9 protein-coding genes and 1 pseudogene are annotated in these 12,992 nt (G+C 62.5%); 4 read left to right on the top strand and 6 right to left on the bottom strand.

The features are described 5' to 3' along the window. Positions 1–286: 286 nt before the first annotated feature. A complete protein-coding gene (locus AC56LK_RS20810; protein WP_497186387.1) occupies positions 287–2,149 on the bottom strand; it encodes a phosphoenolpyruvate carboxykinase (GTP) in 1,863 nt (620 codons plus the stop codon). Positions 2,150–2,490: 341 nt separating this feature from the next. On the opposite strand from AC56LK_RS20810, the gene AC56LK_RS20805 reads away from it, so the two are divergent. Beyond that, positions 2,491–3,483, top strand: coding sequence for a D-2-hydroxyacid dehydrogenase family protein (locus tag AC56LK_RS20805; RefSeq protein WP_497186386.1), 993 nt, complete (start codon positions 2,491–2,493; stop codon positions 3,481–3,483). Here the strand turns inward: AC56LK_RS20805 and AC56LK_RS20800 are convergent. Beyond that, on the bottom strand, positions 3,480–4,244 hold the full coding sequence (locus tag AC56LK_RS20800; RefSeq protein ID WP_497186385.1) for an L-asparaginase: 765 nt from the start codon (positions 4,242–4,244) through the stop codon (positions 3,480–3,482). The genes AC56LK_RS20805 and AC56LK_RS20800 overlap by 4 nt on opposite strands. Before the next feature lie 139 nt (positions 4,245–4,383). Between AC56LK_RS20800 and AC56LK_RS20795 the strand changes: the two genes are divergently transcribed. Together AC56LK_RS20795 and AC56LK_RS20790 are read left to right on the top strand one after the other, a co-directional pair. Beyond that, on the top strand, positions 4,384–4,869 hold the full coding sequence (locus AC56LK_RS20795; protein ID WP_497186384.1) for an asparaginase domain-containing protein: 486 nt from the start codon (positions 4,384–4,386) through the stop codon (positions 4,867–4,869). An 82-nt stretch (positions 4,870–4,951) separates the two neighbouring features. Further along, complete coding sequence (locus tag AC56LK_RS20790) at positions 4,952–6,565, top strand: catalase (RefSeq protein ID WP_497186383.1); 1,614 nt, start codon at positions 4,952–4,954, stop codon at positions 6,563–6,565. Between the two features lie 4 nt (positions 6,566–6,569). On the opposite strand, the gene AC56LK_RS20785 is transcribed toward AC56LK_RS20790, so the two are convergent. From AC56LK_RS20785 to AC56LK_RS20775, 3 genes are all read right to left on the bottom strand, one after another. Next, positions 6,570–7,466, bottom strand: coding sequence for a recombination-associated protein RdgC (locus AC56LK_RS20785; protein ID WP_497186382.1), 897 nt, complete (start codon positions 7,464–7,466; stop codon positions 6,570–6,572). An 88-nt stretch (positions 7,467–7,554) separates the two neighbouring features. Further along, positions 7,555–8,667 carry a DNA polymerase IV gene (gene dinB / locus AC56LK_RS20780; RefSeq protein WP_497186381.1) on the bottom strand — a complete coding sequence of 371 codons (1,113 nt, stop codon included), beginning with the start codon at positions 8,665–8,667 and terminating at the stop codon, positions 7,555–7,557. Between the two features lie 133 nt (positions 8,668–8,800). After that, positions 8,801–10,579: a S8 family peptidase gene (locus tag AC56LK_RS20775; protein WP_497186380.1), complete on the bottom strand. Its 1,779-nt coding sequence runs from the start codon at positions 10,577–10,579 to the stop codon at positions 8,801–8,803. Between the two features lie 428 nt (positions 10,580–11,007). Between AC56LK_RS20775 and AC56LK_RS20770 the strand changes: the two are divergent. Beyond that, positions 11,008–12,028 (top strand): annotated as a pseudogene (locus AC56LK_RS20770) (IS1595 family transposase). Positions 12,029–12,210: 182 nt separating this feature from the next. On the opposite strand, the gene AC56LK_RS20765 reads toward AC56LK_RS20770, so the two are convergent. Beyond that, positions 12,211–12,992 (bottom strand): IS110 family RNA-guided transposase (locus AC56LK_RS20765; RefSeq protein ID WP_497186379.1); only part of this gene is annotated, 782 nt, incomplete at its 5' end.

The following is a 12,992-nucleotide window of genomic DNA, read 5'->3' as shown; positions in this document are numbered from 1 at the left end:
TACAACAGATACCGAAAGTAGTCATAGCATCAAGTGTGCCAGCGCACTAATATCATGATTAGAAAGAGAAATTTTCTCCCGATGCAGTATTAGTATTTACTAATGTAAGTTTGCTCGACAATAAAATATTTACCAACTTTAAGCGTTATTATCGCGTTGCAATGAACAGTGACCTTCTTACGCAGATAAAAATGCAAAAAGGATTCATTCACATGAATCCTTTTTGTTCAACCCTGCGGCTCGCACAACGAACGACAGAATGCCGTCCGCCATGCGCGATATCGACTCAAACCGCCAGTTGCTTCTCCAGCTTGGCCTTGGTATCCACCAGCTCCTGCGGCAGGTGGTAAGCCAGCTTCTCGAACAGCTCGCTGTGCAGCTTCAGCTCTTCGTTCCAGGCGGCCTTGTCGATCGAGGTAATCTGGGTGAACTGCTGCTCGGTGAAGTCGATGCCGTCCCAGTTCAGGTCGCCGTAGTTCGGCGAGGTGCCGAACAGGTGCTGCTGGCCGCCCTGGGCGCCGCCTTCGGCGCGGTCGAGGATCCACTTCAGCACGCGCATATTGTCGCCGTAGCCCGGCCACACGAAGCCGCCGTCTTCGCCGGTGCGGAACCAGTTGACGCAGAAGATCTTCGGTGCGCTGCCCTTGGCTTCGACTTTCTTGCCCAGGTCCAGCCAGTGCTGGAAGTAGTCGCTCATGTTGTAGCCGATGAAGGGCAGCATCGCGAACGGGTCGCGGCGCACGATGCCCATCTGGCCGGCGGCGGCGGCGGTGGTTTCCGAGCCCATGGTGGCGGCCATGTACACGCCTTCCACCCAGTTGTTGGCTTCAGTGACCAGCGGCACGGTGGTCGAGCGGCGGCCACCGAAGATGAAGGCCGTGATCGGCACGCCGGCCGGATCGTCCCAGGCCGCGTCGATGACCGGGTTCTGGGTGGCGGCGACGGTGAAGCGCGCGTTCGGGTGGGCGGCCTTGGTCCCCGATGCCGGGGTCCAGTCCTTGCCCTGCCAGTCGGTCAGGTGATCCGGCGCCTGCTTGCTCATGCCTTCCCACCACACGTCGCCGTCGTCGGTCAGCGCCACGTTGGTGAAGATGACGTTCTCGCGCAGCGAGGCCATGCAGTTCGGATTGGTCTTGTCATTGGTGCCCGGGGCCACGCCGAAGTAGCCGGCTTCCGGGTTGATGGCGTACAGCTTGCCGTCCTGGCCCGGCTTGATCCAGGCGATGTCGTCGCCGATGGTGGTCACCTTCCAGCCGTCGAAGGCCTTCGGCGGGATCAGCATCGCGAAGTTGGTCTTGCCGCAGGCCGAAGGGAAGGCGGCGGCCACGTATTTCTTCTCCCCCTTGGGCGATTCGACGCCCAGGATCAGCATGTGCTCGGCCAGCCAGCCGGTGCCGCCCTGCTGGGCTTCCTGGTAGCCCATGTTCGAGGCGATACGCAGTGCGAAGCATTTCTTGCCCAGCAGCGCGTTGCCGCCGTAGCCCGAACCGAAGGACCAGATCTCGCGGGTTTCCGGGTAGTGGACGATGTACTTGGTGCTGTTGCACGGCCACGGCACGTCTTGTTGGCCGGCGGCCAGCGGCATGCCGACGGTGTGCACGCAGGGCACGAACTCGCCGTCGGTACCGAGCACGTCGAACACGGCCTTGCCCATGCGCGTCATGATGCGCATGTTGACGGCGACATAAGGCGAGTCGGACAGTTCCACGCCGATGTGGGCGATCGGCGAACCCAGCGGGCCCATCGAGAACGGCACCACGTACAGGGTGCGGCCGGCCATGCAGCCGTCGAACAGGCCGTTCAGGGTGCGGCGCATCTCGGCCGGGTCCATCCAGTTGTTGGTCGGGCCGGCCTGCTCTTTGGTGGCCGAGCAGATGTAGGTGCGGTCTTCGACGCGGGCGACGTCCGACGGGTCGGACCAGGCCAGGTAGGAATTCGGGCGCTTTGCCGGATTCAGCTTTTTCATGGTGCCGGCTTCGACCATCTGTGCGCACAGGCGGTCGTACTCTTCCTCGGAGCCGTCGCACCAGTAGATGCTGTCAGGCTTCGTCAGGGCGGCGATGTCCGCGACCCAATTGATGAGCTGCTGGTGTTTGACGTGAGCGGGAACGTTCAAAGCGGCGACGCCGCCCATCACGGGCTGGTTCATAGATACCTCCAATGCCAATTAAGAATGCTGTCTGTCCCAGGCACGGCAGGATCGTCGTCTGGCCGTTGCCTTAGAATGGCATGTCGCTCCAGCGGAGCGCGGCGTTTACGGCGGTCGTGTCGACGGTCTCTGAAGAGGAGACCGGGAACGGTGCTGCCGGGTTCGATACGAGCGTGTCAAACCCTCAAGAATTGGCCGATTGTACACCCGGAAAACCCCGATTTACGCTCAGCTACTACAAAAAAGTAGCAGAAATGCCCGAGTAATGTAGTAGGCTATTCGGCGGCTTTTTCGAACCTGTTATTTCGCTACGCGACAAACGTTTATTGAAAGAAACTCTCATGCGAATAGCTGTTTTGGACGATTACCAGGACGCGGTACGCGGCCTTTCCTGCTTCCGCCTGCTGGACGGGCACGAGGTCAAGGTCTTCAGTCATGCGGCGCGCGGCCTCGGTCAGCTGGCGATCCGGCTGGCCCCTTACGACGCACTGGTGCTGATCCGCGAGCGCACCGCCTTCCCGGCCGCCTTGCTGGCACGCCTGCCGAATCTGAAGCTGATCTCGCAGACCGGCAAGGTCAGCGGGCACATCGACGTCGCGGCGGCAACCGAACACGGCATCGCGATCGCCGAAGGCATCGGCTCACCGGTGGCGCCGTCCGAACTCACCTGGGCCCTGATCATGGCGGCCAGCCGCAAGATCGTGCCGTATGCGAATAACCTGAAGGACGGCCTGTGGCAGACGGCCTCGACCAACCCGGTGCTGAATGGCCTGGGGCGCTCGCTGCGTGGGCGTACCTTGGCGATCTGGGGCTACGGCAAGATCGGCCAACTGGTGGCCGGGTATGCGCGCGCCTTCGGCATGCGCGTGCTGGTCTGGGGGAGCGAGGGCAGCCGGCAGGCAGCCGTGGCCGACGGCTTCGAGGCGGCGGTATCGCGCGATGCGCTGTTCGTGCAGGCGGACGTCTTGAGCCTGCACCTGCGCCTTTCGGAGGCGACGCGCGGCATCGTGAAGGCCGAGGATTTCGCGCGCATGAAGCCGGATGCCCTGTTCGTCAACACGAGCCGGGCCGAGCTGGTCGACGAAGGCGCGCTGGAGCAGGCCCTGCGCGCGGGGCGGCCGGGCTATGCGGCGCTGGACGTGTTTACTAGTGAACCCTTGCGTGCGGATTCGCCCTTGCTGCGCATCCCGACGGTGCTGGCGACGCCGCACCTGGGGTATGTGGAGCAGGACAGCTATGAAATCTATTTCCAGACGGCCTTCGAGAACGTGCTGCGCTTCGCGGCGGGGCAACCGGACAATATCCTGAATCCGGAAGCGCTGGGAAAACGCTAGCTCTCCTGCTTCAGTTCCGGTGTGCCGGTGAAACTGGGCCGCCGCACCGGCATCACGTGGGTGCCGGTCCACAGGCCGGCCCAGCCCGGCGGCCAGCCGATCGCCGGGCCCGCGTAAGGCTGGAGCCCTGCGCGCACCGGCACCACCGGCACCGGCGGCGCCTCGACCAGCCCGCCACCCGCCGGGCGCTCCATATTGAGGCTGTACATGTAGCCCGGCAGCAACAGTTCGCACACCTGGTCGAACCAGGCCGTGTGGTCTTCGTCGCGGCCCAGCGCCTGCGCCAGCCCCTGGGGATCGAACTTCGCCAGCGCATGGATCAGCTCGTCCGTGCTCGCACCCGGCGTATCGCCCCAGCCCATGACCGGATTGTTGTTGTAGTCCGCGCCCGAGCCATACCAGCCTTCGCGCCAGGTGCGCTGCATCCAGTTGCGCGGGCCGGTGAACAGATGCCAGCGCCAGTGCAGTCCTGAAGGCTTGGGCCAGGAGTACAGGTAGAGTTTCTGGTAGCCCGCCTTGTGCAGTGCGCGCACCACCTCCATCAGGCGCGCGTGTGGCATGCGGTCCGGCGGCGTGCGGCGGAACAGGATCGGTTCGCCATCCGCGTGCTGCACCTCGTCGCTCGACAGGTTCAGGTCGAGCGTGCGCTGCTCGCTGCCGAAACGCGCCGAGATCCAGCCGGTCAGCAGGTTGACGTGGGTGATCACGCCATAGCCTCGATGGCGGTGGAAGATGACGGTGCCCGGTGCGACGGCTTTCATGGGAACAAATGAGAAAAAGGAAGAAGAAAGGAAAGAGTGTACTCATCCGATCCGGACGATTCTAGCGCAGTCACACACGGATACATACCCATTTACGGCTATCATTAGCCACCTTTTTTCTGCACGTGGACAAATCAACATGACTTTGCGAATCATCGCCACCGGTGGCACTTTCGACAAACACTATAACGAACTGAACGGCATCCTCGGCTTTGCCGACAGCCATCTGCCGGCGGTGATCGCGCGCTCGCGCATGACCGTTCCCGTCGAGCTGGAGGTGCTGCCGCTGCTCGACTCGCTCGACATGCATGACCCCGACCGCCAGCGCGTACTGGCTTCCTGTCAGGCGGCAAAAGAGAAAGCCATCGTCATCATCCACGGCACCGACACCATGCGCGAAACCGCGGCCGTGCTCGGTGCGGCGAGCCTGGGCCAGACCATCGTGCTGACCGGCGCCATGATCCCCTACGAGATCGCGAATTCCGACGCCCTGTTCAATCTCGGCTTCGCCTGCGGCGTCGCCCAGACCCTGCCGGCCGGCGTCTACGTCGCCATGAACGGCCAGGTGTTCCCGTGGGATAACGTCACCAAGAACCGCGCCGCCGGCGTGTTCCAGCAGCTCTAATACTCTGGGGCAGGCGCGCGCTGCGCCTGTGCGCGCCTGCCTATACTGCTTCCTCCGATCGCATCCGCACGAGGAGAAAGCAATGAACGAGCAGCGTCCCATCCTGACCACGCGCCAGGGCCACCCGGTCCGCGACAACCAGTCGCTGCGCTCGGTGGGCGAACGTGGTCCGGCCACGCTCGAGAATTACCAGTTCATCGAAAAGATCACCCATTTCGACCGCGAGCGCATTCCGGAGCGCGTGGTGCACGCGCGCGGCACCGGCGCCCACGGTTTCTTCGTGCCCTACGGGACCATCGGCGGCGAACCCGCCGGCAAGTACACGCGCGCCCGCGTATTGAACGAGCTCGGCGTACAGACGCCGATCTTCGTGCGCTTCTCCACCGTGATCGGCGGCAAGGAGTCGCCCGAGACGGCGCGCGACCCGCGGGGTTTCGCGATCAAGTTCAAGACCGTCGACGGCAACTGGGACCTGGTGGGCAATAACCTGAAGGTCTTCTTCATCCGCGACGCGATCAAGTTCCCGGACATGATCCACGCCTTCAAGCCTGACCCGGTCACCAACCAGCAGGAGCCGTGGCGCTTCTACGACTTCATCTGCAGCCATCCGGAAGCCCTGCACATGGTCACCTGGGTCAAGAGCCCGTGGGGCATCCCCGCCACCTACCGCGAGATGGAAGGCTCGGGCGTGAACACCTATAAACTGGTCAACGACCAGGGCGTGGCCCACCTGGTGAAGTTCCACTTCGAGCCGAAGCAGGGCGTGCGCAACCTGACTGCCAAGCAAGCGGCCGAGATCCAGGCCCACGACACCAGCCACGCCACACGCGACCTCTACGGGGCGATCGAGCGCGGCGACTATCCGGAATGGGAATTCTGCGTGCAGATGATGAGCGACGGCGAGCATCCGGAACTCGATTTCGACCCCTTGGACGACACCAAGCGCTGGCCGGAAGACCGGTTCCCGCTGCTGCCGGTGGGCCGCATCGTGCTCAACAAGAACCCGGACAACGTGTTCGCGGAAACCGAGCAGTCGGCCTTCGGCACCGGCGTACTGGTGGACGGCATCGACTTCTCGGATGACAAGATGCTGCAGGGCCGCACCCTGTCCTATTCCGACACCCAGCGCTACCGCGTGGGCCCGAACTACCTGCAGCTGCCGATCAACCAGCCGCAGGAAGGCGCGGCGGCGCGCACCAACCAGCGCGACGGCCAGATGACCTATTACGTGGACGGCCGCGGCGAGGACAAGCACATCAACTACGAACCGAGCCTGATGGGCGGCTACAGCGAGGCGCCCAAGCCCGAGAAGGAATACCACCAGGTCGTGGAAGGCCACCTGGGCCGCTACCAGACCACCCGCACGATGGACGACTACGCCCAGGCCGGCGCGCGCTACCGGAGCTTCGAAGACTGGGAACGGGACGACCTGGTCGGCAACGTCGGCGGCGACCTCAAGAAATGCCCGGCGCCGATCCAGCTGCGCATGGTGTGGCACCTGTGGCATTGCGACGAGGATTACGGGCGGCGCGTGGCGGAAGTGGCCGGGATCGACCTGGAACAGGCCAAGGCCTTGCCGCCACTGCCGGGCAAGCCGGCGCCGCACCAGAACCGGGCGGGGCCGACCTACTCGAATGGCCGGACGGAACAGGAAGATGAGCCGTCGACCAGTGAGGAGATGGTGGGAGAAAAGTAGCCGGTCAGGCCTTGGCTTCCCCGCCCAGCGCCTCGACCACGTCCGCCATCAGCTTGGCCAGTTCACCCGTCATCAGCATGATGTCGTTATCGAAACGCTCGTCGTCGCTATAGGTAACGGCTTCGCCTTCCTTGATCACGTCGAGCGGCTTGATGCCCTTGATCGCCAGCGACTCGGTCAGCACGAAGCTGATGCGGTCAGTCCAGGTCATGGCCAGGCGGGTGCACTGCTTGCCGGCGGCGATGTGGCGGCGGATGTCGTCCGGCTCCAGGGTGTGCTTCACGTAGCGCACGGCCGCGCGGCTTTCGCCGGTGGCGCGCAGTTCGGTGTCCTGGTCGATGGTGAAGCCGTAGGGCGCTTCGTCCGCTTCCAGCCAGCCGGTCATCACGGCCACCGGCGAGCGCTGCACGCGCAGCGATTCCAGCGGCATGCGGTCGACCGCCTTGAGCAGCAGCTTGATGACGTCATCCGCCTTCGAGGGGCTGGCGGCATCGACCACCAGCCAGCCGTTGACCGGGTCGATCCAGACCCAGACATTGCTGCGGATCGAGAAGGCACGCGGCAGCAGTTCGTCGGCCACGCGTTCCTTCAGTTCCTTCATCGCCTTCTTGCCCGGCGGGAAGCCCTGCTGCTCTTCCAGTTCGGCGGCCTTGGCCTTGGCGACCTGGTTGATGACCGAGCTCGGCAGCAGCTTTTTCTCGGTGCCCAGCATCATCAGCATCTGTTTGTTGACGACGTGCACCAGCTTGCCGTTGCCGCGTGGCGAATCCCAGCCCTGGCGCAGCAGTTCATTGCTGCTCGCGGGCGTGAAAGCCTGCGACTGCAGTGCTTCTTCCATCTGTTCAGGGTTGAATGCCCAAGGAGCGGGCAGGCGGTAAATCTGGAGATTCTTGAACCACATACGCTGTTATCCGATTGTTTCCAAAATTCTGGGGAACGACATTCTACGCTGCCGGAAGGCAATTGCAGCTGGCAGGAAAGGGAAAAAATTAATCTGTTGCCGAGTCGCCAACTGCCTCGACGATCGCCGCCGGCAGCGTGTCGTCGAACAGGCGCAGCTGCTCGACCGTCTCGGTGTCGCCCAGCCGCACGCCGACACCCAGCAAGCGCACCGGGCGGCTATGGCGGGCCCAGCCGGTTTCCATCAGGCGGGCATAGGTCGGGATATGTGGCGCATAGCCAACACACTCGACCGTGGTCTGCTGGAAGTCCGAGAACTTGATCTTCACGAAGAGCTTGTTGATGAATTTTTCAGCACCGTTACGCTTGATGCGGCCCAGCAGGTGCTCATACAAATCCGGCAGCAGCTTCAGGCAGGCGTCCAGGTTCGGCACGTCCGGCGTGTAGGTTTCCTCGGTGCTGATCGACTTGCGCTCGCGCGAGGTGTTGACTTCGCGATCATCGATGCCGCGGCAGAGCTTGTGCAGGCGGTAGCCGAAGCTGCCGAAGTGTTCGGTCAGCCGTTCGATGCTCCAGCTGCGCATGTCGGCGCAGGTCTGCAGACCGAGCCGGCTCATCTTTTCGGCCGTCACCTTGCCGACGCCATACAGCTTCTTGACCGGCAGCGCGGCAACAAACGCGTCCACCTCTTCCGGCCGCACCAGGAACAGCCCGTCCGGCTTGTTCCAGTCGCTGGCGATCTTGGCCACGAACTTGTTCGGCGCCACCCCGGCCGAGGCGGTGATGCCGACCGTCTCGACGATGCGGCGCCGGATTTCCTGGGCGATCAGGGTGGCGCTGCCCTTGCAATGGGGCGAATCGCTGACGTCGAGGTAGGCTTCGTCGAGCGAGAGCGGCTCCACCAGCTCGGTGTAGTCGCGGTAGATGTCCATGATCTGGGTTGATGCGATGCGGTACTTTTCCATTGCCGGCGGGATCACCAGCAGTCCCGGGCACAGCTTCATCGCCTGGGCGGTGGCCATGGCCGAATGGATGCCGAAGCGGCGCGCCTCGTAGTTGCAGGTGGCGACCACGCCGCGCTGGTCGGGGCGGCCGCCGACCGCGAGCGGACGGCCGCGTAGCGACGGGTCGTCGCGCATCTCGACCGATGCGTAGAAACAGTCGCAGTCGCAGTGGATGATTTTACGAAGGGAGGCGTTCACGTGACGGCGGAGCCGACTACTGTAATTGCATACAGTATCCGTTTTTTCTTGCAAGACGTCAAAGAAAACGCGCGGCATGCCGCGCGTTCCCGGATGAAGGCGGCGCAGGGAGCCGCGCCGTTTCCTCCTGAGCTTACCAGCCCAGCTTCACGTTGTAGGTGCCTGCGGCACCGGTATAGCCGCCGTAGTACACGACGCGCACGTAGCGGGTCGCCGTGGTGGTACCGGTATTGGCCGAGCTCACGCTCTCGGCCGCACCGACGCCGTTCTGGCTGCGACTAAGTAACATACCCGAGCCGCTGTAAACGTACAGGTCGTAGTCCGAGGTCGAGTTTGGCGTCATGACCGCACTCAGGGTCTTACCTGCCGGCAGGTTAACCCGGAAGTAATCCTTATCGGTCGAGCTGCCCAGGACGCCATTAAGGGTAGTTCCGCTGGTCGAGACCAGGTTCGCGGTACCCGTGCTGTCATTCGACTCGGTCTCGTTGATGTTCGGGCCGGACGGGGTGATGCTGCCGCCAATCGCCGCGTTCACCGCCGCGGTCGCGTCCACGATGCCGGTGCCGCAGCCCGAGCAGCTTGCGGGGAAGGCGCGCGCGGTCGACTTCAGCATGCTTTCCACCTGGTCCGGGGTCAGGGCCGGCTTGACAGCAAACATCAGCGCAGCGACGCCGGCAACATGCGGAGTCGCCATCGAGGTGCCCTGGTAGCCGGCGTAGCTGTCCGAGCCTGGGGCAGAGGAGCCCGTATTCAGGGTCGAGATCACACCGTAGCCGTCGCCGCCGCCGGGCGCGGCCACGTCGATCAGGGTCCCGTAGTTCGAGTAGGAAGCACGTGCACCTGTCTTTCCGGTTGCCGCCACGGCGATGACGCCCGAGCAGTTTGCCGGGCTGGCGTTGCTGACGTCCGTGTTGGCGTTACCCGCCGCCACGACCACGACCGCACCGCGTGAACGGGCGCTGTTGATCGCGGTCTGGGTAGTGACGTCGCAGGCGCCGCTGCCGCCCAGCGACAGGTTCAGCACCTTGGCCGGGTTCGCGTTGGCCGGCACGCTGTTCACGGCGCCGCCCGAGGACCAGATGATCGCATCGGCGATGTCCGAGGTATAGCCGCCGCACTTGCCGAGCACGCGCACCGGGACCATCCTGGCGTTGAACGCCACGCCGGCCACGCCCAGGCCGTTGTTGGTCTTCGCAGCAACCGTGCCGGCCACGTGGGTGCCATGCCAGCTGGAATTTTTGGCCGGAGAACCGGCATAGCATTCGCCTGCTGCGATCTGGTCGCCCGGGTCGCTCGGATCGCTGTCGCGGCCGGTGCCGTCATTGCCCATGGTGGCGTTGCTAATGAAGTCATAGCCCGGCAGGAACTGGCCGCTCAGGTCGGCGTGCGGGCGATAGCCGGTGTCGATCACGGCCACCACGACGCCGGTGCCGGTCGACTTGTCCCAGGCGGTCGGCAGGCGCAGGCCGCCGGTCGCATCGGTGTAATGCCATTGCTGGGCGTAATATGGGTCGTTCGCGGTCGCCATGTAGGTCATGATGCGGTCCGGCTCGGCGTATTCGATGTCCGGGTCGCGCGCCATCATTTCGGCGGCCAGCTTTTCGACTTCCTCCAGGTGCTTCTTGCCATTGAGCTTGAACACATGGGCGCCAGTCGCAATCGAATGGCTCTCGCTGACCACCATGCCGAACTCCTGGCCCGCACGGTCCAGCTTGGCCTTGCGGTCGGCCTTCAGGGCCGCCTTGGCCGCCTTCTTGCTAGCCGGCGCCGAGTCCGTGTACTTGACGATGACACGGTCTGTATCTACGATAAAGTTCCGCTCGGCCGCGCCAGCCATGGCTGCCACGAAAGCAAACGAGATTGCAGCGCACATTTTCAGCATTGCAGGATGCAGCGAATGGATATGCGTCATCTTTCTTCCTTAATGTATGTTTTCCGTTGGCAATATATTCTTGCCTATGGCCGATTCCGGTAATTGCCGGTGACCAATGGATGCAACGAAAAGCAGCGTAATACGAAAGGAAGAACTGTTGAGTGACAATTCGACATAATTTCGGCGCATTCACAACACGAAATTAAACTTATTTTGCAGGAAAAATTTTTCTTCTGCGAAACGTTAGTTCGGGAAAATAATGTATTCCATAATTGTGTTAATAGATATATAATATTCTTATTGAGGCAATATAAGGACGACACGGTGCCCGGATAGTGCAGCTCTTCCATACTTGAACAGATTGCACTCCAAAAAAAGAAGGCGCTGTCACCGTTACCTGTTGAGTTCCTTGAACTGTTGAGCTGTTCCACTGTCTGACCTCCATCCCGACGACAGCAGAGGCGAACATGGATGCAGCACGCTTCAGGAAGTGGCTTGGACAGTTGGCCTTGCTCACCAGGCGCCAGCGTGAGCAATTGTTCTCGAACCTGCGCCTGATGCTGGACCTGGAACGGGCCTGCGCAGCAATCGAGGGAGCCAGGCCGGCCTTGTGCTGTCCGGCCTGCGGCAACCAGCGCAAGCATCGCCACGGCCTCGACCGCGGCGTGCAGCGCTACCGTTGCTGTGCCTGCGGCCGTACCTTCAGCGCCCTCACGGGAACCCGCTTGCCAGGCTGCGCCATCGCGCGCGCTGGCTCGCGTATCTGGAAGGAATGCTTGATGCAAAGTCCGTACGGACTGCGGCCGAGGCGCTCGGCGTGCATCGCAACACCTGTTTCCGCTGGCGCCACCGCTTCCTGCACCTGGCAAAATCCGACCGCCCCGCGGTGCTCGCGGGCATCGCCGAGGCCGACGAAATGTTCCTGCTTGAGTCGCAGAAGGGATCACGCTCGCTGGATAGGCCGCCGCGTAAGCGAGGCGGCGTGGCCAGCCGGCGCGGCATCAATCGCGAGCACGTGTGCGTGTTGGTAGCACGCGACCGAAGCGGGGCGACCGTCGATTTCGTGACGGGCCGGGGCGCGGTCACCGCGGCCGAGCTCCACCAGCACCTGCTTCCCGTCCTCGACAAGGAGGTGCTGCTGGTCAGCGACGGGCATGGCGCTTATCGTGCGTTTGCGCGCGCCGCCGGCATCTCGCACGAAGCCGTCAACCTGCGTGCAGGCGAACGGGTACGCGGAGCTATCCATGTCCAGAACGTGAACGCCTATCACAGCCGCGTCAGGCAGTGGCTGGTGCGCTTCAAAGGCGTGGCGTCTCGCTATCTGTCGAGCTACCTGGGCTGGCAGTGGGCGGTCGATGGCCGGCGCATCGCATCGGCTGAAGCCATGCTACGCGCGGCGATCGGTGCGAACTCCAACACGCAACGGTGACAGCGTACATGGACGCCCCCGGTTTGCAAGTACATCAGTCGCTAAGGGCAAGTAGGTAAGTCTGCAAGCGTACATTCGGACTTGTGTGGGTTGTTAACCCTGTCCCTGATTGGTTCCGCTGGCCAACGTCCCAGTCGCCAAAACGTGCTCGAAGTACGATGCTGTCATCGGGCTATGTCGACCACGGTCTAACCTGTTTGCCATCAACGTCTGAAGCGTCCTCGCAACTGGTGGAATCTGCTTACTGCTGCATTACTGAACTATTTTCCAACTGATCATGTGCCATCAAGGCCCAGACGACCCGCGCGTTCTTGTTAGCCAGCGCTACTGTCGCGATGTTGTTGTTGCTACGGCCCATTAATTTGCTAAGCCAAACATTGCGTTCGGGCTTTCGCTCGGCGCTTTTTACAACCGCTCGCGCTCCGTGTACCAGCAAGGTGCGTAGGTAATTGTCACCTCTCTTACTGATGCCTTGCAGCTTGGTCTTACCCCCGCTGGAGTGCTGTTTGGGTACCAATCCTAGCCATGCGGCGAGCTGCCGACCGTTCTTGAAGTTGCGTGCATCACCAATCGATGCCACTAGTGCACTGGCCGAAATTGGACCGATTCCCGGAACCTGCTCCAAATTCCGGGAAGCCTCGCTAGTGCGGTGCCAATGATGAATCTGGATCTCTAGTTCGTCGACCTGGCGCGTCAGTTCCTTCATGTGCGCCAATAGCCGGTGGATGAGTTCCCGGAATACGCCAGGTACGGTGTCTTTGGTTTCATCGAGCATTGTCGGCACCTTCAAAAACAAGTTCGAGATCCCTATCGGAACAACTAACCCGAATTCGGCGAGCAACCCTCGAATCTGGTTGGCCTGAGCCGTTCTGGCTTTGATCATTCCTTGTCGCACCCGATGTACCGTGAGGTGTACTGTCAATAACGGACACGCATGTCTTAAGCCGCCTGCGGCTGTTCGCTGAAGGATTCGGCGAACAACGCTGGCGGAACAAAGCCGATGCGGGAATGGCGCCGCTGTCG

It is taken from the genome of Telluria sp. ZB4P36, from assembly GCF_059685865.1.
This window is presented reverse-complemented; position numbering and strand designations above follow the sequence as displayed.

Bases quoted from the DNA above. Each gene is read 5' to 3' on its own strand.
- AC56LK_RS20810 (WP_497186387.1), bottom strand. From the start codon at position 2,149: ATGAACCAGCCCGTGATGGGCGGCGTCGCCGCTTTGAACGTTCCCGCT.
- AC56LK_RS20805 (WP_497186386.1), top strand. From the start codon at position 2,491: ATGCGAATAGCTGTTTTGGACGATTACCAGGACGCGGTACGCGGCCTT.
- AC56LK_RS20800 (WP_497186385.1), bottom strand. From the start codon at position 4,244: ATGAAAGCCGTCGCACCGGGCACCGTCATCTTCCACCGCCATCGAGGC.
- AC56LK_RS20795 (WP_497186384.1), top strand. From the start codon at position 4,384: ATGACTTTGCGAATCATCGCCACCGGTGGCACTTTCGACAAACACTAT.
- AC56LK_RS20790 (WP_497186383.1), top strand. From the start codon at position 4,952: ATGAACGAGCAGCGTCCCATCCTGACCACGCGCCAGGGCCACCCGGTC.
- AC56LK_RS20785 (WP_497186382.1), bottom strand. From the start codon at position 7,466: ATGTGGTTCAAGAATCTCCAGATTTACCGCCTGCCCGCTCCTTGGGCA.
- AC56LK_RS20775 (WP_497186380.1), bottom strand. From the start codon at position 10,579: ATGACGCATATCCATTCGCTGCATCCTGCAATGCTGAAAATGTGCGCT.